Origin of the sequence: Blastochloris viridis (assembly GCF_001402875.1) — a bacterium.
Lineage (GTDB): Bacteria > Pseudomonadota > Alphaproteobacteria > Rhizobiales > Xanthobacteraceae > Blastochloris > Blastochloris viridis.
In genome coordinates this window covers 3,460,614-3,483,849 of sequence record NZ_CP012946.1, presented here as the reverse complement: position 1 = coordinate 3,483,849, position 23,236 = coordinate 3,460,614, and the positions used below count along the sequence as shown (strand labels likewise).

The 23,236-nt window shown below is 68.2% G+C and carries 21 protein-coding genes; 15 read left to right on the top strand and 6 right to left on the bottom strand.

Translation table 11 applies throughout. The features are described from left to right. Positions 1 to 23: 23 nt before the first annotated feature. Positions 24 to 275, bottom strand: a complete 252-nt coding sequence (locus tag BVIR_RS15115; protein ID WP_055038946.1) for an HPr family phosphocarrier protein — start codon at positions 273 to 275, stop codon at positions 24 to 26. A 171-nt stretch (positions 276 to 446) separates the two neighbouring features. After that, positions 447 to 1,367, bottom strand: a complete 921-nt coding sequence (gene fmt, locus BVIR_RS15110) for a methionyl-tRNA formyltransferase (protein WP_055038386.1) — start codon at positions 1,365 to 1,367, stop codon at positions 447 to 449. Between the two features lie 132 nt (positions 1,368 to 1,499). Between fmt and lepA the strand changes: the two genes are divergently transcribed. Both lepA and BVIR_RS16990 read left to right on the top strand, forming a co-directional pair. Continuing rightward, a complete protein-coding gene (gene lepA, locus BVIR_RS15105) occupies positions 1,500 to 3,305 on the top strand; it encodes a translation elongation factor 4 (protein WP_055038385.1) in 1,806 nt (601 codons plus the stop codon). Further along, positions 3,298 to 3,849 (top strand): hypothetical protein, encoded by a 552-nt coding sequence (locus BVIR_RS16990; RefSeq protein ID WP_145911936.1) that lies wholly within the window; start codon positions 3,298 to 3,300, stop codon positions 3,847 to 3,849. Before lepA ends, BVIR_RS16990 begins: the two co-directional genes overlap by 8 nt. A 153-nt stretch (positions 3,850 to 4,002) precedes the next feature. On the opposite strand, the gene BVIR_RS15100 is transcribed toward BVIR_RS16990, so the two are convergent. The 3 genes from BVIR_RS15100 to BVIR_RS15090 all read right to left on the bottom strand — a co-directional run bounded on the left by BVIR_RS15100 (position 4,003) and on the right by BVIR_RS15090 (position 6,665). Continuing rightward, a complete protein-coding gene (locus BVIR_RS15100) occupies positions 4,003 to 4,350 on the bottom strand; it encodes a GIY-YIG nuclease family protein (RefSeq protein ID WP_055038384.1) in 348 nt (115 codons plus the stop codon). A gap of 89 nt (positions 4,351 to 4,439) precedes the next feature. After that, a complete protein-coding gene (locus tag BVIR_RS15095; RefSeq protein WP_055038383.1) occupies positions 4,440 to 5,639 on the bottom strand; it encodes a multidrug effflux MFS transporter in 1,200 nt (399 codons plus the stop codon). A 255-nt stretch (positions 5,640 to 5,894) separates the two neighbouring features. After that, positions 5,895 to 6,665 (bottom strand): alpha/beta hydrolase, encoded by a 771-nt coding sequence (locus BVIR_RS15090; protein ID WP_055038382.1) that lies wholly within the window; start codon positions 6,663 to 6,665, stop codon positions 5,895 to 5,897. Between the two features lie 113 nt (positions 6,666 to 6,778). Here BVIR_RS15090 and BVIR_RS15085 point away from each other — a divergent pair, with 113 nt between their 5' ends. The 8 genes from BVIR_RS15085 to pheT all read left to right on the top strand — a co-directional run bounded on the left by BVIR_RS15085 (position 6,779) and on the right by pheT (position 14,455). Continuing rightward, positions 6,779 to 8,011, top strand: a complete 1,233-nt coding sequence (locus BVIR_RS15085) for a glycosyltransferase family 4 protein (protein WP_055038381.1) — start codon at positions 6,779 to 6,781, stop codon at positions 8,009 to 8,011. Positions 8,012 to 8,189: 178 nt separating this feature from the next. Further along, the gene (infC, locus tag BVIR_RS15080) at positions 8,190 to 8,717 is read left to right on the top strand and encodes a translation initiation factor IF-3 (RefSeq protein ID WP_055038380.1); all 528 of its coding nucleotides are present in this window, start codon (positions 8,190 to 8,192) and stop codon (positions 8,715 to 8,717) included. 241 nt (positions 8,718 to 8,958) lie between these two features. Beyond that, entirely contained in the window at positions 8,959 to 9,159 is a 201-nt protein-coding gene (gene rpmI / locus BVIR_RS15075) for a 50S ribosomal protein L35 (RefSeq protein WP_055038379.1), read from the top strand. A 41-nt stretch (positions 9,160 to 9,200) separates the two neighbouring features. Further along, positions 9,201 to 9,566, top strand: a complete 366-nt coding sequence (rplT, locus tag BVIR_RS15070) for a 50S ribosomal protein L20 (RefSeq protein WP_055038378.1) — start codon at positions 9,201 to 9,203, stop codon at positions 9,564 to 9,566. A 227-nt stretch (positions 9,567 to 9,793) separates the two neighbouring features. Then, positions 9,794 to 10,897: a phenylalanine--tRNA ligase subunit alpha gene (gene pheS / locus BVIR_RS15065; protein WP_055038377.1), complete on the top strand. Its 1,104-nt coding sequence runs from the start codon at positions 9,794 to 9,796 to the stop codon at positions 10,895 to 10,897. Between the two features lie 14 nt (positions 10,898 to 10,911). After that, the gene (locus BVIR_RS15060; protein WP_055038376.1) at positions 10,912 to 11,397 is read left to right on the top strand and encodes a hypothetical protein; all 486 of its coding nucleotides are present in this window, start codon (positions 10,912 to 10,914) and stop codon (positions 11,395 to 11,397) included. Between the two features lie 119 nt (positions 11,398 to 11,516). Beyond that, a complete protein-coding gene (locus tag BVIR_RS15055; RefSeq protein WP_082417416.1) occupies positions 11,517 to 12,050 on the top strand; it encodes an endonuclease domain-containing protein in 534 nt (177 codons plus the stop codon). Then, the gene (pheT, locus tag BVIR_RS15050) at positions 12,047 to 14,455 is read left to right on the top strand and encodes a phenylalanine--tRNA ligase subunit beta (protein ID WP_055038375.1); all 2,409 of its coding nucleotides are present in this window, start codon (positions 12,047 to 12,049) and stop codon (positions 14,453 to 14,455) included. Before BVIR_RS15055 ends, pheT begins: the two co-directional genes overlap by 4 nt. Positions 14,456 to 14,545: 90 nt before the next feature. Here pheT and BVIR_RS15045 read toward each other — a convergent pair whose 3' ends face one another. Next, positions 14,546 to 15,976 (bottom strand): flavin monoamine oxidase family protein, encoded by a 1,431-nt coding sequence (locus BVIR_RS15045; RefSeq protein WP_055038374.1) that lies wholly within the window; start codon positions 15,974 to 15,976, stop codon positions 14,546 to 14,548. Positions 15,977 to 16,317: 341 nt separating this feature from the next. On the opposite strand from BVIR_RS15045, the gene BVIR_RS15040 reads away from it, so the two are divergent. The 5 genes from BVIR_RS15040 to infB all read left to right on the top strand — a co-directional run bounded on the left by BVIR_RS15040 (position 16,318) and on the right by infB (position 23,060). Continuing rightward, positions 16,318 to 17,034 (top strand): sulfate transporter family protein, encoded by a 717-nt coding sequence (locus tag BVIR_RS15040; RefSeq protein ID WP_055038945.1) that lies wholly within the window; start codon positions 16,318 to 16,320, stop codon positions 17,032 to 17,034. A gap of 219 nt (positions 17,035 to 17,253) precedes the next feature. Next, a complete protein-coding gene (rimP, locus tag BVIR_RS15035) occupies positions 17,254 to 17,907 on the top strand; it encodes a ribosome maturation factor RimP (protein ID WP_055038373.1) in 654 nt (217 codons plus the stop codon). Beyond that, positions 17,907 to 19,526: a transcription termination factor NusA gene (gene nusA, locus BVIR_RS15030; RefSeq protein WP_055038372.1), complete on the top strand. Its 1,620-nt coding sequence runs from the start codon at positions 17,907 to 17,909 to the stop codon at positions 19,524 to 19,526. Before rimP ends, nusA begins: the two co-directional genes overlap by 1 nt. Positions 19,527 to 19,542: 16 nt before the next feature. Next, positions 19,543 to 20,268 carry an RNA-binding protein gene (locus BVIR_RS15025; protein ID WP_082417414.1) on the top strand — a complete coding sequence of 242 codons (726 nt, stop codon included), beginning with the start codon at positions 19,543 to 19,545 and terminating at the stop codon, positions 20,266 to 20,268. After that, entirely contained in the window at positions 20,265 to 23,060 is a 2,796-nt protein-coding gene (gene infB / locus BVIR_RS15020; RefSeq protein WP_055038371.1) for a translation initiation factor IF-2, read from the top strand. The genes BVIR_RS15025 and infB overlap by 4 nt, the downstream gene beginning before the upstream one ends. Positions 23,061 to 23,236: the final 176 nt, after the last annotated feature.

Here is a 23,236-nt window from a genome sequence, read left to right as displayed (position 1 = left end):
GGTGGCCCAGGTCGCGGCGGGCGTTACTCGCCTTCGCCGAACTTGTCGGTCACCAGCGCGCTCAAGGCGTCCATCGCCTCACTCGCCTGCGGCCCGTGGGCGGTGATCTCGATCGAGGTGCCGGGCGCTGCCGCCAGCATCATCAGGCCCATGATCGAGGTGCCGCCGACCGTCTCGCCGGCGCGCGAGACGGTGATTTCGGCGTCGAAGGTTTCCGCCAGCATCACGAACTTGGCCGAGGCACGGGCGTGCAGGCCGCGCTTGTTGATGATCATCAACTCGCGGCGCAACGCGCCAGCGGCCGGGGGGGTACTCGAATCCACGCCGGAGGTTCCGTTGGTCTGGGTGTCGCTCATCGGGACCGCATCCTAACCGGGAAGGGGCGGGGTTCGCCAATGCTGATGCGGAATGCCGCTTCAGGAAAAATACAACCGTCGTCCCGCCGCTCAGCCGAAACCGGCGCCGGCCGCCACCGGCGTGCCGCGCAAAAACACCTCGGCCGCCATCGGCGCCTTGCCGGCGCGCTGCAAGTCGATCAGGCGCACCGCGCCGCTGCCGCAGGCGACGGTCAGGCGGTCGTCAAGCACGGTGCCGGGCGCGCCGCTGCCCTCGGCCCGGGCCGCACGCAGCACCTTGACCCGCACCCCGTCCAGCTCGAACCAGGCGCCGGGGAAGGGGCTGAGGCCGCGGATGTGGTTGTGGACCTCCGCCGCCGACCTCGCCCAGTCGATGCGGGTCTCGGTCTTCTCGATCTTCTTGGCGTAGGTGACGCCGGCCTCGGCCTGAGGAGAGAAGGTCAGCCCGCCGCGCTCAAGTGCCGCGAGCGCCCGCACCATCAGGTCGGCGCCGAGCGCCATCATGCGGTCGTGGACGTCGCCGGCGGTGTCGTCCGGCGTGATGGCGAAGCGCTCGGCCATGGCGACCGGGCCGGTATCCAGCCCCTCGTCCATCTTCATCACCATCACCGCGGTCTCGGCGTCGCCCGCCATCACCGCGCGCTGGATCGGGGCGGCGCCGCGCCAGCGCGGCAGAATCGAGCCGTGGAGGTTGAGGCAGCCGTACACCGGCGCCTCCAGCACGGGCGTCGGCAGAATCAGGCCATAGGCCACCACCACCGCGACGTCGGCGCCATGGCCGCGGAAGGTCTCCTGCGCCTCTTCAGTGCGCAGCGTCTTGGGGTGCAGCACCGGGATGCCGAACTGGTCGGCGAGCTGGTGCACCGGACTTTTGGTCAGCGCCATGCCGCGGCCGGCCGGCGCCGGCGCGCGGGTGTAGACGGCGCGGACCTGATGGCCATGGCCGATGAGCTCGGCCAGCGTCGGCACCGAAAAGTCGGGCGTGCCCATGAAGACGATGTTGAGCGGCATGCTCTCTCCTCGGTTCTCCGGCCGTCCGGGAAAAGCGCCCGGCCTTGGCGACGCTGGTCTCCACGGCAAAACCCGCATGGCAGGGCTGCGCGGCGCTTTGATTCGGCGAACGCGGATGCTATCCCCGCGCGCATGACCGCGCCCCCGATCGACCACATCCGCAACTTCACCATCGTCGCCCACATCGACCATGGCAAGTCCACCCTGTCCGACCGGCTGATCCAGCTCACCGGCACGCTGGCCGAGCGCGACATGGTCGAGCAGGTGCTCGATTCGATGGACATCGAGCGCGAGCGCGGCATCACCATCAAGGCCCAGACGGTGCGGCTGGCCTACCGCGCCAAGAACGGCAAGGACTATATTCTTAATCTGATCGACACCCCAGGGCACGTTGACTTCGCCTATGAGGTCTCCCGTTCGCTGGCCGCCTGCGAGGGCTCGCTGCTGGTGGTCGACGCCTCGCAGGGGGTGGAGGCCCAGACCCTGGCCAACGTCTACCACGCCATCGACGCCGGCCACGACATCGTGCCGGTGCTGAACAAGGTCGATTTGCCGGCGGCCGAGCCCGACAAGGTCAAGGCGCAGATCGAGGACGTCATCGGCCTCGATGCCTCCGAGGCGGTGATGATCTCGGCCAAGACCGGGCTCGGCGTGCCCGACGTGCTGGAGGCCATCGTCAACCGGCTGCCGCCGCCCAAGGGCGACCGCGCCGAGCCGCTCAAGGCGCTCTTGGTCGATTCCTGGTACGACGCCTATCTCGGCGTGGTGGTGCTGGTGCGCGTCGTCGATGGCGAACTGAGGCGCGGTCAGAAGATCCGCATGATCGGCACCGGTGCGAGCTACGAGGTCGACAAGGTCGGCGTGTTCGCGCCCAAGATGAAGGATACCGACGTGCTCGGCCCCGGCGAGATCGGCTTCCTCACCGGCTCGATCAAGGAGGTGGCCGACACTCGGGTCGGCGACACCATTACCGACGAAAAGCGCCAGACCGCTTTCGCCCTGCCGGGTTTCAAGCCGGCCCAGCCGGTGGTGTTCTGCGGGCTGTTTCCGGTCGATGCCGCCGATTTCGAGGCGCTGCGCGCGGCGATGGGCCGGCTTCGGCTCAACGATGCCAGCTTCACCTACGAGATGGAAACCTCGGCCGCGCTCGGCTTCGGCTTCCGCTGCGGCTTCCTCGGCCTGCTCCACCTCGAAATCATCCAGGAGCGGCTGGAGCGCGAGTTCAACCTCGACCTCATCGCCACCGCACCGTCGGTGGTCTACAAGATCAGCCTGACCAATGGCGATGTGATCGAGCTGCACAACCCGGCCGACATGCCCGATCCGGTCAAGGTGTCGGACATCGCCGAGCCGTGGATCGAGGCCACCATTCTGACGCCGGATGATTATCTCGGCTCGGTGCTCAAGCTGTGCCAGGACCGTCGCGGCGAGCAGCTCGATCTATCCTATGTCGGCGCGCGCGCCATGGTGCGCTATGCGCTGCCGCTGAACGAGGTGGTGTTCGATTTCTACGACCGGCTGAAGTCGGTGTCGCGCGGCTACGCCTCGTTCGACTACCACATCACCGGCTACCGCACCGGCGACCTCGTCAAGATGCAGATCCTGGTCAATGCCGAGCCGGTCGACGCGCTGGCGATGCTGGTGCATCGCGCCAGAGCCGAGGGCAGAGGCCGGGCGATGTGCGAGAAGCTGAAGGAGCTGATCCCGCCGCACATGTTCCAGGTGCCGATCCAGGCGGCGATCGGCGGCAAGATCGTGGCGCGCGAGACCGTGCGCGCCTTCCGCAAGGACGTCACCGCCAAGTGCTACGGCGGCGACATCTCCCGCAAGCGCAAGCTGCTCGACAAGCAGAAGGAGGGCAAGAAGCGCATGCGCCAGTTCGGCAAGGTCGAGATCCCGCAGGAGGCGTTCATTGCGGCCTTGAAGGTGGATGGGTGAGGAACGAAACGTGTGTTTCAAAATCGATTCTGTTCAAGCCTTTATAGACAAGGTGCTCGTGCCAGATCATTCAGAATTCATGAATGATTCGGCAAATATCAGGCTAGCCTTTCATGATGCGATTGATTTATTCCACTTGGTGGACTGGGTATTTCATTCGAATAAGACAATAGGGTCTCTAAATTTCATTGGGCCTTTCGGATCTGAGAAAAAAGCAAAGGATGAAAAAGAATTTGCAAATATACTCGAATCTGAAGACTCAAGCTTTGGCATTATTCGTGGGGTGGCTAACAGCTTAAAGCACTTGGAGCTTCGTGCTGTACCCAAAACACTTGGAGCTCCGACCCACGCCGCAAATACATTTGTCAGCGGCACAGGTTATGGAATGGGCCGATTCGGGGAGGGGCCGTTCGGCGGGACCGAGACCGTGAAAATACAAGGCCCGGACGGTGATGACCGGCCCTACTCGGTCTTCTCTACGTCGGTGCTCGATATGTGGAGAGACCTATTTGCGAAAAATGGCTGGGGAGAGATCCCACAATGACCAGCTCCGTGTCTCTCTGGAAAAGATGGAAGTCAAAACCCTAAATCAGCCAAAATGTGAACTTCGCCATAACAACACCCGCCGCCGTCGTCCCCGGCGAGCATCGCGAAGCGATGCGAGGGAAGGGGACCCATTTTCTGTCAACCCGGCGCATCAACCGGCCAATTCCTCGAACAGATCCCGCCACGAAGGGTTCGCCTGTTCGATCAGCCGGATTTTCCACGCCCGGTTCCAGCCCTTGAGCTGCTTTTCGCGGCTTTGGCTTTGGTTTGTCGCATTTTCTTCCGCAAAACCGGTGCCCACTTTTGCGGAAAATGCTCCGATTGCGCTCTCCGGACCATCGAAGGTCTCGACATAGACGAGGCGGGTGACGCCGTACTTGGCGGTGAAGCCGGGCACCGCTTTGGTCCGGTGCTGATGGACGCGGCGGATGACGTCGCGCGTCACGCCGATGTAGAGCGTGCCATTGGGCTTGCTGGCGAGCATGTAGACGAAGAACATCCGAGGCCCGCTTGCATTCAAGATGGGTCCTCTTCCCTCGCGTGGCTGCGCCCCGCTCGGCCGGGAACGACCGGCGCCGAGGTTACGCCTCACCCCCGCTCATGGATGCGGTCGGCTCGCGTGAGTCGCCACGTTGCCGCGGCGGCGAGGCCGGAGCCGGCGATCGTCGCGGCCATCGGCAGCGCGGTCGCCCCCAGCGAGTGGCCGATCCACACCCCGACCACGGCGCCGAACGTCATCTGGGCGAAGCCGACCAGCGAGGATGCCGCCCCGGCCCGGTCGGGAAACGGAATCAACGCCCCGGCGATGGCGCTCGGGAACGACAGCCCGAACCCCAGCATGTAGATCACCATCGCCGCGACGATCAGCATCGGCGCTTCGATCGGCGTCAGCACCACGGCGAGCATGGCGACGCCGCCGAGCGCGCTCGCCGCGGTGCCGAGCCCGACGGTGCGGTCGATGCCGATGGCGGGGTTGAGCCGGGTCGCGATCACCGTGCCGGCGACATAGCCGAGCACGCCGACCGAGAACGCCGCGCCGAAGGCGATCTGGCTGAAGCCGTAAAGGCCCTGCAGCACGAAGGACGAGCCCGATATCCAGGCGAACAGCCCGGCATAGACGGTGACGACGATGCCGAGATAGCCGCGGAAGCCGCCGTCGCGCAGGATGACGCCGAACACCCGCGCGATGGCGAGCGGGGAGGGCACCTCCGGCGCCCGCCGCGTCAGCGTCTCCGGCAAGGCCAGCAGCACCGCGGCGCTGGCGGCCACGCCATAGGTCAGCATCACCAGGAAACTGCTGCGCCAGCCGAACGTCATTTCCAGGATGCCGCCCAGCACCGGCGCCACCGCCGGCACCAGGCCCATGATCGAGCCCATCCGCGCCAGCTCCTGGCCGGCGCGGGCGCCGCTGTAGAGGTCGCGCACGATGGCGCGGCCGATCACCATCGGCCCGCACGCGCCGATGGCCTGGACGAACCGCGCCGCGATCAGCATCTCGACCGAGGTCGCCATGGCGCAGGCGGCGCTGGCGGCGACGTAGATGGCAAGTCCGGCCAGCAGCACCGGCTTGCGGCCGTAGCGATCCGACAGCGGGCCGTAGACCACCTGGCCGAGAGCGAAGCCGACCAGGAAGGCCGACAACGTGAGCTGCACGTCGGACGCCGCCGCCGCCAGTTCGCCGGCGATCGAGGGCAGCGAGGGCAGATACATGTCGGTCGACAGCGCCGCCAGCGACGTCAGCAGCGCAAGCAGCACGGTCGAGGCGACCGTGTCGGGGCGGATCGGCATGAACGGCTCCGGTGGGCGCGATGGGGCATGGCAGAGCCGTCGTCCTATCCGGCACGCCGGAGACTGTCGAGACGCGGTGGGTTTGCGGCGCAATCACCTTCAGGCGCGCGACCCGGGACGACGCGGCTCAGGCTGTCGTCCCGGACAAGGGCCGCAGGCCCGCGATCCGGGACCGTTGGCAGGAAGGGGCCTTTCTCGAACACGATCCCGGCTCTCGGTGGACGCCTCGGCCGGGATGACGAGGTTAAGAGTCGGTCAGGCGCTCACATCCTCGACCGCGCGCACCAGTAGCGTGAGGTCTTCCGGCCGCGACAGCCGGTGGTCGCCGTCCTTGATCAGGGTCAGCGCGGCGTCGTCCTGGGCAAGCCGCTCGACCAGCGTCATGGTGTGCTGCCAGGGCACGTCGGGATCGGCCATGCCCTGCAGGATGCGCACCGGGCAGCCGGTGCGCACCACCTCGCCGAGCAGGAGGTGGGTGCGGCCGTCTTCGATCAGCCCGCGGGTGATGGGATAGGGCTCCTCGCCGTATTGCGAGGGCGCCAGCCATGCCCCCGCCTCCATCACCGCGCGCCGGCCCTCGGGCGGCAGCTTGGGCCACATCAGGTCCTCGGTGAAGTCGGGCGCGGGCGCCACCAGCACCATGCCCTTGAGCCGCCCCGGCTCGGCCAGGAGGGCGCGGGCGAGCAGCAGCGCGACCCAGCCCCCCATCGAGGAGCCCACCACCACGGTCTCGCCCGGACAGAAGGCGTCGAGCACCGCCTGCGCCTCCTCCGCCCAGCGGCCGATGGTGCCGTCCTCGAACCGGCCTTCGGACTCGCCGTGGCCGGAATAATCGAAGCGGACATAGGCCCGGCCGGCCGACGCCGCCCACGCGGCGAGGTGGACCGCCTTGGTGCCGCCCATGTCCGACCGGAACCCGCCGCACCACAACACCATCGGGCCGCGGCCGGCGGCGGCGCGCACCGCGATTTCGCGCTTGGCTGCACCGGTACCGACAGCAAGGAATTGCAGATCATCGCCGTCCATGTCACACGTCCACTGTCAAATCCCGACTTGAAGCGGCCGGAATGCCTGAGGCATGGCGCGCCCGCAAGAGGCGGGGAAGTAAGGTCAGAGGCCGGGGGCCGAGGTTTGGGTCCATGGAGCAGCCAGGACACGAGACGGCCGGTCCCAACGGGCGGCTGACCGTGATGCAGATCATCCCGGCGCTGGAGTCGGGCGGGGCGGAGCTTGGCACCGTACAGGTCGCCGAGGCGCTCACCGCCGCCGGCCATCGCGCGCTGGTGGTCTCGCGCGGCGGACGGATGGAAACGCCGATCGTGGCCTGCGGCGCCGAGCTGATCCGGCTCGACGTCGCCTCCAAGAACCCGATTGCCATCATCGCCAACGGCTTCAAGCTCGCCGCGCTGGCGCGCAAGGAGCGGGTCGACGTGCTGCACGTGCGCTCGCGGGCGCCGTCCTGGAGCACGCTGATCGCCTCCAAGCTCACCGGCATTCCCTATATCGGCACCTACCACACCATTTACCGCGAGCAGTCCGGCCTCAAGAACCTCTACAATTCCGGCGTGGTGCGCGGCGCGCGGGTGATCGCGGTCGGCGACGAGACCGCCGCGGTGATCCGCCAGCGCTACGCCATCCCGGACGCCCGCACCGTCACCATCCACCGCGCCGTCGACCTCACCATCTTCGACCCCGCCGCGGTGACGGCGGCGCGCAAGGCGGCGTTGGCGACGGCCTGGGGCCTGGCGGAGGGCGCCGAGGTGGTGCTGCTGCCGGGCCGCCTGGTCCACCGCAAGGGCCACCACGTCCTGATCCGCGCCATCCACCGTCTGGTGGAGGGCGGTCGCGACAATCTGGTCGGCATCTGCGCCGGCGACGACCAGGGCCGGAGCCGCTACCACGACGAGATGGTGGCGCTGGTCGGCAACCTTGGCCTCAACGACCACGTCCGCTTCATCGGCCACTGCGAGGACATGCCGGCGGCCTACGCGCTGTCGCGGGTGGCGGTGTCGGCGGCGGTGGAGAGCGAGGGGCTGCAGCGCGCCATCCTGGAGGCGCAGGCGATGGGCGTGCCGGTGGTGGTGTCCGACGTCGGCTCCGGCACCGAAGTGGTACGGGCAACGCCGCGGGTGCCCGAGAGCGAGATCACCGGCTACAATGTCCAAGCTGGCGACCCCGAAGCCCTGGCCGAGGCGATCGACCGCGTGCTGCGGTTGGCGCCGGATGACTATGCCGCGTTGAGCCGGCGCGCCAGCACCTGGGTGCGCGGGAGCTTTTCGCACGACATCTTCACCAGCAAGACGCTGGCACTGTATCGGGAGGTGGTGGCAGAGGCGTGTGCCGGCGGGCCCGCCGGAAAGCAGAAAGCGTAAACGAAGTCATTCTTGAAGAATTGACTTCCCTTCCAAGAGTCCCAATCTTCACCCGGCCCGCGGCGATGGTGCGCCGTCGTACCGGCTCTGCCGGACACCGGCCACCGACTGCCCGAGGCGACCGACTGAAACCGACCGCCCGAAACAGCTAGAGGAGACACCTGCCATTCGCCGTCCGATGAAACCGTTGCCGGTCCCGCCCAAGGATGGGCCGCGCGTCAACCGCGAGATCCGCATCCGCGAAGTGCAGCTGATCGACCAGAACGGCTCCAACCTCGGGGTAACCCCGACGTTCGAGGCCCTGAAGCTGGCCGAGGAAGCCGGGCTCGACCTGGTCGAGGTCGCGCCCAATTCGAGCCCTCCGGTCTGCAAGATTCTCGACTACGGAAAATACAAGTTTCTGGAGCAGAAGAAGGCTGCCGAGGCCCGCAAGAACCAGAAGATCGTCGAGGTCAAGGAGATCAAGCTCCGGCCCGGCATCGACGACCATGACTACGACGTCAAGATGAAGGCGATGAAGCGCTTCTTCGAGGAAGGCGATAAGGTCAAGGTGACGCTTCGCTTCCGCGGTCGCGAGATGGCGCACCAGGATCTCGGCGCCAGGCTGCTCGACCGGGTGAAGGAGGAAGTTGGGCCGCTCGCCAAGGTTGAGCAGGACCCCAAGATGGAAGGCAAGCAGATGATCATGATCCTGGCGCCGCGTTGAGACGCCGGATCGAGTGCATTCTCCCGCGCAGGCCCGGCCCCGTCCGGGCCTTTTGCGTCGAACCAAGCAGCGCCGGTGATGGCGCAGTCCCAGTTGCGCCCCCGGGGGCCTTGGTGTAAGACCCCGCCCTTCGAACCGCCCGGCTGTATGGGCTGCCGCGGCGGTTTCGGTTTGCTCACGCAACATCAAGAGCGTGGCCGGCCCTCGTTGGGGCCAGATTGCCGCGCGCATGGAGAGCTGAATGCCCAAGCTGAAGACCAAGTCTGGCGCCAAGAAGCGCTTCAAGATCACCGGAACGGGTAAGGTCAAGTACACCCAGTCCGGTAAGCGCCACGGTATGATCAAGCGCAGCAACAAGACCATCCGCGAGCATCGCGGCATGACGGTGCTGTTCAAGACCGACGGCGATAACATCAAGAAGTACTTCCTGCCCAACGGCTGATCGCCCGGGCTTTCCTTAAAGAAAATCGAAGGAGATCGGCCATGGCTCGCGTCAAGCGCGGTGTCACCGCCCATGCCAAGCACAAGAAGGTGCTGAAGGCTGCCAAGGGCTATTTCGGGCGCCGCAAGAACACCATTCGCATCGCCAAGCAGGCGGTCGAGAAGGCGATGCAGTACGCCTATCGCGACCGCAAGAACCGCAAGCGGACGTTCCGCGCGCTGTGGATCCAGCGCATCAACGCGGCGGTGCGTGCGACGGGTATCGATTTGACCTATTCGCGATTTATCGACGGGCTCGGCAAGGCCGGGGTCGAGATCGATCGCAAGGTGCTGTCCGACCTCGCGATCCGCGAGCCGGAGGCGTTCAAGGCGCTGGCCGAGAAGGCCAAGGCCGCGCTCGCCGCGTAACGCACCTGTCCCTCCCCTGATCCGACATTTGCTCGCGAGTTGCCCCAGCGGGGTGCAAATGTCGGATGGGGACCACGAGGGGAGGGACCCCAGCCTTTCCGAGGCCGCCTGCCGGCGGGGATTCGTCCCCGCCCGGCCCGACGCGGGCTCGCTTTTCCCTCGCCGGGCCGCATGCCAGGGTCGTATCGACCCGAGGCAGAACCGACCGCCCGATCCGAGGGAATGCCATGACCGACACCACCCGTTCGTCCGACGCGCTCGACAGCCTCGAGCGCTCGATTCTCGACGCCGTCGCCGCAGCGAGCGACGAGGCGGCGCTGGAGGCCGTCCGTGTCTCCGCGCTCGGCAAGAAGGGCTCGGTGTCGGCTCAGCTCGCCTCGCTCGGCAAGATGAGTCCGGATGAGCGCAAGGCGAACGGCCCGTTGATCAACGGCCTCAAGGAGCGCGTCACCGCCGCCCTTGCCGCGCGCAAGGCCGCATTGAAGGACGCCGCGCTCAGCCAGCGCCTCGCCGCCGAGCGGGTCGACGTCACGCTGCCGTTGCGCGAGCCGCCGGCCGAGCTTGGGCGCATCCACCCCATCAGCCAGGTGACGGACGAGATTACCGCGATCTTCGCCGACATGGGCTTCAGGATTGCCGAAGGGCCGGACATCGAGACCGACCAGCACAATTTCACGGCGCTCAACTTCCCCGTCGGACACCCGGCGCGGGAGATGCACGACACCTTCTTCTTCAATCCCAAGCCCGATGGCTCGCGGCTGTTGCTGCGCACCCACACCTCGCCGGTGCAGATCCGCACCATGCTGAGCTCAAAGCCGCCGATCCGGGTGGTGTGCCCCGGCCGCACTTATCGCTGCGACTCCGACCAGACCCACACCCCGATGTTCCATCAGGTCGAGGGCCTGGTGATCGACACCGGGAGCCACCTCGGCCACCTCAAATGGATCCTGGAGGAGTTCTGCAAGGCGTTCTTCGAGGTGCCCGACGTCAAAATGCGGTTCAGGCCGTCGTTCTTCCCGTTCACCGAGCCGTCCATGGAGGTCGACATCCAGTGCCGGCGCGGCAAGGACGAGATCAGGTTCGGCGAGGGCGAGGACTGGCTGGAAATCCTCGGCTGCGGCATGGTTCACCCCAACGTGCTGCGGAACTGCGGCATCGATCCCGACGTCTACCAGGGCTTCGCCTGGGGCATGGGCATCGACCGCATCGCCATGCTGAAGTACGGCCTGCCGGACCTGCGCGCCTTCTTCGAGGCCGACGTGCGCTGGCTGAAGCACTACGGCTTCCGCCCGCTCGATTTCCCGACGCTGGCGGGTGGATTGAGCGCCTAGGCTGGAGGCCGCCCGTGCGCCTGATCGACCTCATCGACGTGGTGGATGACCGGCTCAAGGCCTTCCTGCTCAAGGGGTGGGATACCGCGACGCTGCAGCGCTTTCTCGTCAATATCCGCCGCAGCCACACGCAGCCGACTGAACTCGGCGCCATTCGCCAGGCGGTCGATCAGATCGACGTCCAGGCCACCGGCATCCTGACCCATGTCTCGATGATGATCGCTGCGCTCGGGGTCACAGCGGCGTCCGACATCACCTCCGAGTTCCAGGAGACGGTGCTCTACGTCACCATCGTCTGTTACCTGTTCGTCGCCATCATCTGCCTGCGCTGTATCCGCCCGCCAGCAGTGGAGCACGGCGAGTACGACGAGGACGCCTACATCAAGGAGCTGCTGCTCGAACTGGTCTATGAGCGCGAGCTCAACCGACGCGCCAACAGCGCGGCCATCGCGCTGACGCTGTTCGTGTTTCTCTATCTGCCGTTTTCCATGCTGCTGTGATGGCGGTGGCAGGCAACCGGCGCGGTTTCTTGGATCGGGATGCGGGACAATGCCGTGAGCCGGCACGTGGCGCAGGTTCCCTCCCCCCTTGCGGGGGAGGGTCAGGGAGGGGGGTGACGATGCCGCACGAGCAGGTAGGCGACCGCCAGCGCACGCGCGCCAGAGTGTTGCGGCGGACCATGACGCGCGCCGAGACGTTGCTGTGGCGGCATCTCAAGGCCCATCGGGTCGAGGGTCTTGGCGTCCGCCGCCAGACGCCGATCGGTCCCTACATCGTCGACTTCGTCTGCCACGCCGCGCGCCTGATCGTCGAGCTTGACGGAGAAAGCCACGATTTTGCCTCCCGGCAGCGCCGCGATGAGGTTCGCGATGCTTGGCTCAAGGCGCAGGGGTTTGACGTGCTGCGGTTCACCAATGCCGAGGTGCTCGGCAATCTTGAAGGCGTCGTCGCGATGATCCGGGATCAGGCAATGGCGTCGATGCGCAGGGCACCCCCCTCCCTGCCCCTCCCCCGCAAGGGGGGAGGGAACGCTCCCTTCATTGAGGACCCGTCGCCTTTCGATCGTCCATCACAAACAGACGGCGACACGCCTGCGCCTGAGGCGGGCAATGGATCCTGCATAACCGCCGATCGGCATGAGATACGACAATGAAATTCACCCTGTCCTGGCTGAAAGACCATCTCGACACCGACGCCACGCTCGACAGCATCGTCGAGACGCTGACGCTGGTCGGCCTAGAAGTGGAAGGCGTCGAGGACCCCGGCGCCAAGCTCAAGGGCTACGTCATCGCCCAGGTGGTCGAGGCGAAGCCCCACCCCAACGCCGACCGGCTGCAGGTGCTCACCGTCGAGGCCGGCAACGGGCCGCTGCAGGTGGTGTGCGGCGCGCCCAACGCCCGCGCCGGTCTCAAGGGCGTGTTCTCGCCGCCCGGCACCTACATTCCCGGCAAGGGCATCACCCTGCAGGTCGGCTCGATCCGCGGCGTCGAGAGCTTTGGCATGATGTGCTCGGAGGCCGAGCTGGAGATCTCCGACAATCACGACGGCATCATCGAGCTGCCCGCCGATGCGCCGGTCGGCGTTGCCTACGCCGAGTGGGCCGGGCTCGACGACCCGGTGATCGACGTCGCGGTGACGCCCAACCGCGCTGACGCGCTCGGCGTCCACGGCATTGCCCGCGACCTCGCCGCCGCCGAGCTCGGCAAGCTCAAGGACCGCACGCCAAAGCAGGTCGCCGGCAAATTCCCGTGCCCGGTCGGTGTCACGCTCGATTTCGCCGGCGGTGACAGCCTGTGCCCGGCCTTCGCGCTGCGGCTCGTGCGCGGCGTCAAGAATGGCCCCTCGCCGGATTGGCTGCAGGCTCGGCTGCGCGCCATCGGCCTTCGGCCAATCAACGCCTTGGTCGACATCACCAACTTCATGACCTTCGACCGTGGCCGGCCGCTGCACGTGTTCGACGCCGCCAAGGTCAAGGGCAATCTGGTGGTTCGCCGCGCCAGGGCCGGCGAGAGCCTGCTCGCGCTCGACGGCAAGACCTACGCCCTCGACAACACCATGTGCGTGATCGCCGACGACACCGGCGTCGAATCGCTCGCCGGCATCATGGGCGGCGAGGTGTCGGGCTGCTCGGACACCACCACCGACGTGCTGATCGAGTCGGCGCTGTGGAACGAGCTCAACATCGCCCAGACCGGGCGCAAGCTCGGCCTCAACTCGGACGCGCGCTACCGCTTCGAGCGCGGCGTCGACCCGGCGTTCTGCCTGCCGGGCCTGGAGCTGGCGACGCAACTGGTGCTCGACTTCTGCGGCGGCGAGCCGTCCGAGCTGGTGGTGGCGGGCAAGGTGCCGGACGCCGACCGCGTCATCCAGTTCCCGGTCGCCGAGGTCAAGCGCCTCACCGGCGTCGAACTGAAGCCGATCCGCATCGCCAACATCCTGCGTTCGCTCGGCTTCCACGTTGTCGGCCAAGGCGACACGGTCAAGGTGGCGGTGCCGTCCTGGCGCGCCGACGTCGAGGGCAAGGCGGATCTGGTCGAGGAGGTGGTGCGCATCCTTGGGCTCGACAACGTGCCCGCGGTGCCGTTCCCGCGCGGGCCGGAGGCGCGCCGTCCGGTGCTGACCACGCTGCAGCTGCGCACCCGCCGCGCCAAGCGCACGCTGGCCGCCCGCGGCATGGCCGAGGCGGTGACGTGGTCGTTCGTGTCGAAGCCGGAGGCCGAGACCTTCGGCGGCGGCAAGCCGGAGCTGGCGCTGGCCAACCCGATCGCGGCCGATCTGTCCGACATGCGGCCGAGCCTGATCCCGGGCCTTCTCGGGAGCGCCCAGCGCAACGCCGACCGCGGCTATCCCGACGCCGCGCTGTTCGAGGTCGGCCAGGTGTTCGCCGGCGACCGGCCGCAGGACCAGAGCGTCGCGGCTGCCGGTATCCGCCGCGGCCTTGCCGGTGGCGCCGGCCTTGGCCGCCACTGGACCGGCAGCGCCGCGCCCGGCGTGTTCGACGCCAAGGCCGATGCGCTGGCGGTGCTGGCCGCCTGCGGTGCGCCGATGGGAAGCCTGATCATCGAAGCCGGCGGCCCGGCGTGGTGCCACCCCGGCCGTTCCGGCACCATCAAGCTGGGGCCGAACGTGTTCGGCTGGTTCGGCGAGATGCACCCCAAAGTGCTGGAGACGCTGGAGGTGGATGGCCCGGTCGCGGCGTTCGAGGTGATCCTCGACAAGATCCCCGAGCCCAAGGCCAGGCCGACGCGGGCCAAGCCGCTGCTGGAGCTGTCGGCGTTCCAGCCGGTGGTGCGCGATTTCGCCTTCGTGGTCGACAAGGCGGTGAAGGCCGGCGATCTGGTGCGCGCCGCCCAGAGCGTCGACAAGAAGCTGATCACCGAGGTCGGCGTGTTCGACGTCTATGAGGGGCCGGGCCTGGGCGAGGGCAAGAAGTCGGTGGCGGTGGCGGTGACGCTGCAGCCGCGGGAGAAGACGCTGACCGACGCCGAGATCGAGGCGGTGGCCGGCAAGATCCTCGCCGAGGTGACCAAGAAGACCGGCGCGACGCTGCGCGGGTAACGCCGGTCTCGTCTTCGGCGCTTGGTTCGTCGACATCACGAGGCGCCCGCGCCGGCGGGCGTCTCGAAGGGTTGCCCGGCAAACCTCAGCTCAATCGCGCGCCGGCATGTCGCTCGGCCGCGGCTGGCGGCGCTTGCGCTGCAATGGTTGCGCCGGCTGACGCGGCAGCGTCGGCGCGGGTGCGGTGGTCGGCACCGCGACGCCAAGCGCGCGCAGCGCCTGCTCGGCGGCGCGCTCGCCCGACAGCCAGGCGCCGTGCAGGGTGCCCCACGCCGTCTCGTGGGTGGCCTCGCCGGCGATGAACAGCCGGTTGTCGAGCGGCTGGCCGAGTTGGCGCCGCATCGGTTGGGCGCCGGGCGCTGCCACCGACATCGCGCCGAGGATGGTCGGCGCCGCGCCCCAGCGGGTGGCGAAGCTGCGGCCGATGGCGGTGCGGATGTCGGCACCGTAATGGGCGGTGAGCTGCTCGGTGACGAACGCCACCATCGCCGCCTCGCCGGCCTGCTCCAACTCGCGCCCGGCCTTGCCGCCGAGCGTGGCGACTGCGAGGTCGGTGCCGGAGACGCGGCCGAGCAGCGCCATCGTGTCGGCGCTGGCGGTCTTGAACGTCACCAACTCGTCGTCGCGCAGCCGCAGCGGGTTGCCGGCAAGCTCGATCCCGACCTGGTTCAGGCTGCCGAGCGCCAGCTTCTGGCAGGCCGCCGCCACCGCCGCCGGCAGCGCCGGCTTGAAGCGGATGGCACCGCCCGCCAGCGCCGCGGTCGACACCGTCAGCACCACGGCGCGGGCGCGGATCGGGCCGCGCGGGGTTGCGAGCGTGATCAGCTTGCCGCCCCATTCGATCTCGGTCACCGGCGTCGAGTGCTGCACCGGCAGCGTCAGCGCCGTCAGCGCCAAAATGGCGCCGGCGCCCTGGCGGCAAACCGCCGCTTCGGCGCGCTCCTCGGCGCGGGCGTAGTCGGCCGCCGACACCTCGTCGAGGTCCTTGCCGAACGTCGCCGGGCCGAGCCGGAACGCCACCGTCGCCTGCCATTCGCCGAGGTCGGCCATGGCGCGGGCGGCGGCGACGTCGGTGCGCTGTTCGCCGGCGGTGACGATGGCGCGGTTGGCGCGGCTCAGTGCGATGGCGAACGCCTCGGCGTCGGCGGCGCCGGCGTCGCGCGCGCTGAGCCGAAGGCGCTGCGTCCGCGTCGCGGGGTAGATGTCGAGCCCGTTGGTGCGCGCGAGCGGTATCAGCGGGTTGGTGCGGGGGGCATAGAGCCAGTGTGCGCCGAGGTCGAACGGCACGTCGAACCGCCCGACGTCGGTCACCGCCCGGCCGCCGACCCGGTCGAGCGCCTCGATCAAGGCGTAGCTGCGGCCGAACGCGGCGACGCGGCGGGCGGCGGCCAGGCCGGCGGCGCCGGCGCCGACGATGGCAACGTCGACCTCGCCGGAGGCGGGCACCAAACCCTGGGCGCGCGCCGGAGTGGTCAACGCGGTCATGCCGCCGAGGGCAATGAGGAAATTCCTGCGGTTCATCGGCGATTCACACCCCTGTCAGCCGCGGACGCTAGAGCATTTTCCGCAAAAGGGGGAACCGGTTTTGCGCCCTCCGGATCGGGCGCAAGGCGCGGCGGGCGCAGGCCCGGCGGCTGCCGGGGGCTTGGCCGGGCCGCCGCGCCCTTGCGGGCCCGCCTCGCGCGGCCTACCTCAGCCCGGTCTCAAGGGATGGCGCACGACACCGCTGCCGAGCGGGTGAGGTCGCGTCGCTCGCAGACATGACGAGTCCGTGGTGCGAAGGTCTGGTCAACCCGGGCCGGTGCGGATGCAGGCGGCGAGGCCGGATCACCCGGCCCGCCAAGTTGGAGAGCGAGATGAACCTGATCGATGCCGCGTTTCGAGCCCTGCGCCAGACCTTGAGTCCGGCGTTGCGCGGGGTGCTGTGGAAGTCGATCGGGCTCGCGGTCGGCCTTCTGGTGGTGGGCGGCGTCCTGTTGCAGCGCGGGCTGGTGTGGTTCGCCGACCGCGGCGCCGACCAGTTGCTGGCGGCGACCGGCGGCGACTATTCGGGCGCGATCGGCATCGCCGAGAGCGTGGTCGCCATCATGGCCGGCCTTGGCCTGTTCGTCGCCTTCATGTTCCTGGTGCCGTCGGTGACGGCGCTGGTCGCCAGCCTGTTCACCGACGACGTCGCCGAGATCGTCGAGCGGCGCGACTACCCGCACCATCCGCCCGGTCGCGCCCTGCCGGTGTGGATCGCGATCTGGGAGGCGGTGAAGTTCTTCGGCGTGGTGCTGCTGGTCAACGTCGCAGCACTGCCGACGCTCCTGATCGCCGGCATCGGCGTGGCGGTGTTCTTCCTGGTCAACACCCATCTGCTCGGCCGCGAGTATTTCGAAATGGCGGCGATGCGGTTCCGCTCGCCGGAGGAGGCGCGGGCGATGCGCCGGGCCCATGCCGGCCGGGTGTTTGCCGCCGGGCTGCCGATCGCGGCGCTGGTGTCGGTGCCGATTCTCAACCTGATCACCCCGATCTTCGCCACCGTCTACATGGTCCACGTCCACAAGACGCTGTCGGCCGAGCGCGGCGAGACCTGACCGCGAGCGATCTCCTGCTTGAAGCGGGCGGGCCGGGCTGTCCGGTTTCGGGGTGCGAATCGCCGGTGCGGCCGTCTTGCGTCCCCCTTGCGTTTCCGGCATAGTGCCACCGTCTGTTATGGACATCTCATCCGGGCCTGATGGCCGCAGTTGAGAGTGGGCCCCACCCGGGACCCGCTCTTTTTTATTACCTGCGTCCGGCCGCCCGCGGGAGCGACGATGACCGAGACCGTCGCGGCAAACGAGCCGCGTTTTGCGATTGAACGGGGCGTGGCTGCGCGGGTTGCCGCCGTGGTCGAGCCGGTATTGCAGGGCATCGGCCTTCGGCTGGTGCGCGTGCGCGTCAGCGGCCTGGCCGGCAAAACCGTGCAGATCATGGCCGAGCGCCCTGATGGCACCATGACGATCGACGATTGCGAGGCGGCGAGCCAGGCAATCTCGCCGGCGCTCGACGTCGACGATCCGATCGACGGCGCCTATCACCTCGAGGTGTCCTCGCCCGGTATCGACCGGCCGTTGGTGCGCCGCAGCGATTTCGAGCGCTGGGTCGGCCACGTCGCCAAGATCGAGATGCAGGTGCCGCAGCCGCCGCGCGGCCGCAAGCGCTTCCATGGCGTGCTCAAGGGCGTCGAGGGCGAGGCCGTCGTGCTCGACCGCGACGACGTCAAGGGGGACGATGCGGTCGAGGTCAAGCTTGCCATCGCCGAGATCGAGGAAGCGCGGCTGGTGCTGACCGACGATCTGATCGACGACGCCCTCCGGCGCGGGCGCGGCACTGACGAGCCCGACGACGAACCCGTTGTTTCCCCCACCGACGCCGACCGGGCGCCGCGCCGCGGTCCCGGGCGTTTCAAGCGCAAGGAGATCCACTGATGGCGACGGTCAGTGCCAATAGGCTGGAGTTGTTGCAGATCGCCGACGCGGTGGCCCGCGAGAAGGCGATCGACCGCCAGATCGTCATCGCGGCGATGGAGGACGCCATCCAGAAGGCCGCCCGCTCGCGCTATGGCAGCGAGACCGAGGTGCGCGCCGAGATCAATCCCAAGACCGGCGAACTTCGGCTGTCCCGCCTGCTGCTGGTGGTCGACCGCGTCGACAACGACGCCACCCAGATCGCCGTCGAGGACGCCCGCCGCAAGAACCCCGCGGCCCAGGTCGACGACTACATCGCCGAGACGCTGCCGCCGCTGGAATACGGCCGCATCGCCGCCCAGTCGGCCAAGCAGGTGATCGTGCAGAAGGTGCGCGAGGCCGAGCGCGACCGCCAGTATCAGGAATTCAAGGACCGCATCGGCGAGGTCGTCAACGGCCAGGTCAAGCGCGTCGAATACGGCAACGTCATCGTCGACCTCGGTCGCGGCGAGGGCATCGTGCGGCGCGACGAGATGTTGCCGCGCGAGGTGTTCCGCAACGGCGACCGCATCCGCGCGTTCGTCTACGACGTCCGCCGCGAGGCGCGCGGCCCGCAAATCTTCCTGTCGCGCACCCATCCGCAGTTCATGGCCAAGCTGTTTGCCCAGGAAGTGCCGGAAATCTACGACGGCATCGTCGAGGTGAGGGCGGTGGCGCGCGACCCCGGCTCCCGCGCCAAGATCGCGGTGGCCTCGCGCGATTCCTCGGTCGATCCGGTCGGCGCCTGCGTCGGCATGCGCGGCTCGCGCGTGCAGGCGGTGGTCAACGAGCTGCAGGGCGAGAAGGTCGACATCATCCCCTGGAACCCGGACTTCGCCACCTTCATCGTCAACGCGCTCGCCCCGGCCGAGGTGGTCAAGGTGGTGCTCGACGAGGATCGCGAGCGCATCGAGGTGGTGGTGCCCGACCAGCAGCTCTCGCTCGCCATCGGTCGCCGCGGCCAGAACGTCCGCCTCGCCTCCCAGCTCACCGGCTGGGATATCGACATCCTCACCGAGCAGGAGGAGTCCGAGCGGCGCCAGAAGGAATTCGCCGACCGCACCAGGGCGTTTATGGAAGCGCTCGACGTTGACGAGATGGTCGGCCAACTGCTCTCGTCCGAGGGCTTCAATTCGGTCGAGGAACTGGCCTTCGTTCCGGTCGAGGAACTCGCCGGCATCGAGGGTTTCGACGAGGAGACCGCGGCCGAGTTGCAGACCCGCGCCCGCGACTATCTCGACCGGGTCGAGGACGAACTCGACACCGAGCGCAAGGACCTCGGGGTCGAAGATGCCGTGCGCGAGGTGCCCGGCGTCACCACCAAGATGCTGGTGGCGCTTGGCAAGGCCGGCATCAAGTCCATCGAGGACCTCGCCGGCTGCGCCACCGACGATCTGGTCGGATGGACCGAACGCCAGGACGGCGAGACCGTGCGCACCCCCGGTGCCCTCGACGGCTTTGAGCTGTCGCGGGAAGATGCCGAGGCGCTGATCATGCAGGCCCGTGTCAAGGCCGGCTGGATCAACGAAGCGGACCTGGCCAAGCCGGCCGCCGAAGCTGAGGACGAGGCTGAAGCCGCTCCGGACGCGCCGGCGGCCTGACGGAGAGTTCGGATTGTTGGCAGACCACCTCGATCATCCGGCCGACGGCCCCGATGTTGAGACCGATCGCGGCCCCCGCGACGGTCGCAAAGGGCCGGTGCGCACCTGTATCGCCACGCGCACGAGCGGCGCGCCGGACGATATGGTGCGGTTCGCGGTCGGCCCGGACGGCGTGGTGGTACCTGACCTCGCCGGGCGTCTGCCCGGCCGGGGGGCGTGGGTCAGCCTCGCCCGTGCTGCGGTTGAAACCGCAGTCAAGCGTCGGGCGTTTGCCCGAGCGTTCCGACGCGAGGTGACAGTTGACCCGGCGCTGGCCGAGACGGTGGACCGTCTGCTGGAGCGGGCAGCCCTCGAAGGGCTGTCTTTGGCCAACAAAGGCGGTGCGGTGCTCTGCGGCTTCACCAAGGTTGCAGATGCCATCGCAAGCGGTCGTGTCGTGGCGTTGATCCACGCGCGCGAGGCGGCCGACGATGGGGTTGAGCGTCTGGACCGGGCGTTACGCACGTCTTTGTCCGGATACGCTGACCCGGACGGTGAAATACCGATCCTTCATCTGTTCACCGTCGAACAATTGAATTTGGCACTCGGACGGGCAAATGTGATACATGCAGCTGTGCTCGCTGGACCAGCGAGCAGCGGGTTTCTCGCGCGAATAAAACGGCTCGATCAGTACCGCACGGGTGACCCGGCGGCGATGGTCGGCCGAAAGCTTGCGTGCGACTTTAGGACCAGGACCGGATGACCGAGACGAAAAGCCCCGGCGACAAAACTCTGAGCGTCTCGAAGACGCTGACTCTGAAGCGCCCCTCGGAATCGGGGGTGGTGCGCCAGAGCTTCAGCCACGGGCGCAGCAAGGCCGTGGTGGTTGAGAAGGTGAAGCGTCGAACTGGCCCCGGCGAAGCCGGCGGGCAGAGCGGCAGTGCGCCCGCGCCGGCGAAGCCCGCTTCGGTAACGACGCCGCTGTCGACCAAGCCGCGCGTCGGCGGTCCGCCCGCCAGTCCGTCAGCCGGAACCCGGCCGTCGGGCGTGGTGCTGCGCACCTTGACCGACGACGAGCGCGACGCTCGCACCCAGGCGCTGCAGGAGGCCCGCGTCCGCGAGGCCGACGAACGTCGTGCCGCCGTGGAAGAGGCGCGCCGCCGGATCGAGCGCGAGGCCAAGGAGCGTGTCGAACGCGAAGCTGCCGAAGCGCGCAAGCGTGAAGAGGAAGCTCGCCGCGCGCTGGAAGATGAAGCTCGCCGCAAGGCCGAGCAGGAGGCGCGCAAGCGCTTCGGTGAGGAAGAGGCCGCCCGCCGGGCCGCCGGCGCTCCGGCGCAGGCGTCCTCGGCATCCCAGTCGCCGTCATCGCGTCCGCCCTACCGCTCCGGCGGTCCCGGCAGCGGACCGCGCCCCGCCGGTGCGGGACCGCGTCCCGCTGGCGCCGGAGGACCGCGTTCGAGCGGACCCGGCGGTGGTGCGCCGCGTCCGGGCGGTGCCGGTGCGCCGGCGATGGCCCGCCCCGGTGGCGCGGCTGCGCCCGGCCGGCCGGGTGCTCCTGGCGGAGAGGAAGAAGAGGCACGCCGCGCCCGCCGTCCCAGCGGCGGCGGTCCGGCCAAGCCGGTCATTCCGCCCAAGGCGCCGAAGGCGACGCCTGGCGAGGAAAAGCGCCGCGGCCGCTTGACCGTGGTCACCGCCTATCAGGAAGGCGAGCAGCGCGAGCGTTCGGTCGCCGCCTTCCGCCGCCGCGTCCAGCGCATGACCGGCCAGCGGCAGAGCGAAACGAAGGAGAAGATCTCGCGGGAAGTCACCATTCCGGAGACCATCACCATCCAGGATCTGGCCAACCGCATGTCCGAGCGGGCGGTTGACGTCATCAGAATGCTGATGCGTCAGGGTCAGATGATGAAGATCAACGACGTCATCGACGCCGACACCGCGCAACTGATCGCCGAGGAACTCGGCCATACCGTCAAGCGTGTCGCCGAAGCGGACGTCGAGGAAGGCCTGTTCGACACCCCGGACGATCCGGAGGCGCTGCAGCCGCGGCCGCCGGTGGTCACCATCATGGGCCACGTCGACCACGGCAAGACCTCGCTGCTCGACGCCATCCGCCACACCCATGTGGTGGCGGGCGAAGCCGGCGGCATCACCCAGCACATCGGCGCCTATCAGGTGACCGCGCCGTCCGGCGGCCGCGTCACCTTCATCGACACGCCCGGCCATGCCGCCTTCACGGCGATGCGTGCCCGCGGCGCCAAGGTCACCGACGTGGTGGTGCTGGTGGTGGCGGCCGACGACGGCGTCATGCCGCAGACCATCGAGGCCATCAATCACGCCAAGGCGGCCAAGGTGCCGTTGATCGTGGCGATCAACAAGATCGACAAGCCCGACGCCAAGCCGGAGCGGGTCCGTACCGAACTGCTGCAGCATTCGATCGTGGTTGAATCGATGGGTGGCGATACCCTTGAGGTCGAGGTTTCTGCCAAGCAGAAGCTCAATCTCGACAAGCTGCTCGAAGCGGTCGCGCTGCAGGCCGAGGTGCTCGATCTCAAATCGAACCCCGCCCGTCCCGCCGAGGGCACGGTGATCGAAGGCAAGCTCGACCGTGGCCGTGGTCCGGTGGCGACCGTGCTGGTGCAGCGCGGCACGCTGAAGGTCGGCGACATCGTGGTGGCCGGCGCCGAATGGGGCCGGGTGCGCGCGCTGGTGGCCGATACCGGCGTCCAGGTCGACACCGCCGGGCCCTCGCTCCCGGTCGAGGTGCTGGGCTTCAACGGCACGCCGGAAGCCGGCGACCGCCTCGCGGTGGTTGAAAACGAGGCGAGGGCCCGCGAAGTCGCGGACTATCGCTCGCGTCAGCGCCGCGACAAGGCCGCGGCCAAGATCACCGGCCGCGGCTCGCTCGCCGAGATGATGAAGGAGCTCAAAGCCGGCGCCGGCCGCAAGGAGTTCACGCTGCTGGTCAAGGCCGACGTGCAGGGCTCGCTGGAGGCCATCGTCGGCTCGCTCGACAAGCTCGGCACCGACGAGGTGATGGCCCGCGTGGTCCATTCCGGCGTCGGCGGCATTTCCGAATCGGACGTCACGCTGGCCGCGGCGTCCGGGGCGGCGATCATCGGCTTCAACGTGCGCGCCCATAAGGAAGCGCGCGAGGCGGCCGAACGCTCCGGCATCGAGATCCGCTACTACAACATCATCTACGACCTCGTGGATGACGTGAAGCAGGCGATGAGCGGCCTGTTGCCGCCCACCGTGCGCGAGATCATGCTCGGCAACGCGCTGGTGCTGGAGGTGTTCAACATCACCAAGGTCGGCAAGATCGCCGGCTGCCGCGTCACCGACGGCACCGTCGAGCGCGGCGCCCACGTCCGCCTGATCCGCGACAACGTCGTCATCCACGAAGGCAAATTGAGCCAGCTCAAGCGCTTCAAGGACGACGCCAAGGAAGTTCTCGCCGGCCAGGAATGCGGCATGTCGTTCGAGAACTACCAGGACATGCGGGCCGGCGACGTCATCGAGTGCTACCGCGTCGAAACGGTGAAGCGCTCGCTGTGACCTTGGCCTGATCCGTGCTGCCATCCGCCCGGGCTGGTCCCGGGCGGATGAGGCGTCATTCGCAAGTGCGGACGGCGTTTCGCATCAGAACGTGCGAACAGACGACAACCTGGAACCGCTGGTCTGACTTGGTCAGACGTCAGCTCCCGCCGCGCCGGCTTGGCGATACGGCGCGG

What these genes read in the sequence shown, in the direction of transcription:
- BVIR_RS15115 (WP_055038946.1), bottom strand. Translation starts at nt 275, where the DNA reads ATGATCATCAACAAGCGCGGCCTGCACGCCCGTGCCTCGGCCAAGTTC.
- fmt (WP_055038386.1), bottom strand. Translation starts at nt 1,367, where the DNA reads ATGCCGCTCAACATCGTCTTCATGGGCACGCCCGACTTTTCGGTGCCG.
- lepA (WP_055038385.1), top strand. Translation starts at nt 1,500, where the DNA reads ATGACCGCGCCCCCGATCGACCACATCCGCAACTTCACCATCGTCGCC.
- BVIR_RS16990 (WP_145911936.1), top strand. Translation starts at nt 3,298, where the DNA reads ATGGGTGAGGAACGAAACGTGTGTTTCAAAATCGATTCTGTTCAAGCC.
- BVIR_RS15100 (WP_055038384.1), bottom strand. Translation starts at nt 4,350, where the DNA reads ATGTTCTTCGTCTACATGCTCGCCAGCAAGCCCAATGGCACGCTCTAC.
- BVIR_RS15095 (WP_055038383.1), bottom strand. Translation starts at nt 5,639, where the DNA reads ATGCCGATCCGCCCCGACACGGTCGCCTCGACCGTGCTGCTTGCGCTG.
- BVIR_RS15090 (WP_055038382.1), bottom strand. Translation starts at nt 6,665, where the DNA reads ATGGACGGCGATGATCTGCAATTCCTTGCTGTCGGTACCGGTGCAGCC.
- BVIR_RS15085 (WP_055038381.1), top strand. Translation starts at nt 6,779, where the DNA reads ATGGAGCAGCCAGGACACGAGACGGCCGGTCCCAACGGGCGGCTGACC.
- infC (WP_055038380.1), top strand. Translation starts at nt 8,190, where the DNA reads ATGAAACCGTTGCCGGTCCCGCCCAAGGATGGGCCGCGCGTCAACCGC.
- rpmI (WP_055038379.1), top strand. Translation starts at nt 8,959, where the DNA reads ATGCCCAAGCTGAAGACCAAGTCTGGCGCCAAGAAGCGCTTCAAGATC.
- rplT (WP_055038378.1), top strand. Translation starts at nt 9,201, where the DNA reads ATGGCTCGCGTCAAGCGCGGTGTCACCGCCCATGCCAAGCACAAGAAG.
- pheS (WP_055038377.1), top strand. Translation starts at nt 9,794, where the DNA reads ATGACCGACACCACCCGTTCGTCCGACGCGCTCGACAGCCTCGAGCGC.
- BVIR_RS15055 (WP_082417416.1), top strand. Translation starts at nt 11,517, where the DNA reads ATGCCGCACGAGCAGGTAGGCGACCGCCAGCGCACGCGCGCCAGAGTG.
- pheT (WP_055038375.1), top strand. Translation starts at nt 12,047, where the DNA reads ATGAAATTCACCCTGTCCTGGCTGAAAGACCATCTCGACACCGACGCC.
- BVIR_RS15045 (WP_055038374.1), bottom strand. Translation starts at nt 15,976, where the DNA reads ATGAACCGCAGGAATTTCCTCATTGCCCTCGGCGGCATGACCGCGTTG.
- rimP (WP_055038373.1), top strand. Translation starts at nt 17,254, where the DNA reads ATGACCGAGACCGTCGCGGCAAACGAGCCGCGTTTTGCGATTGAACGG.
- nusA (WP_055038372.1), top strand. Translation starts at nt 17,907, where the DNA reads ATGGCGACGGTCAGTGCCAATAGGCTGGAGTTGTTGCAGATCGCCGAC.
- infB (WP_055038371.1), top strand. Translation starts at nt 20,265, where the DNA reads ATGACCGAGACGAAAAGCCCCGGCGACAAAACTCTGAGCGTCTCGAAG.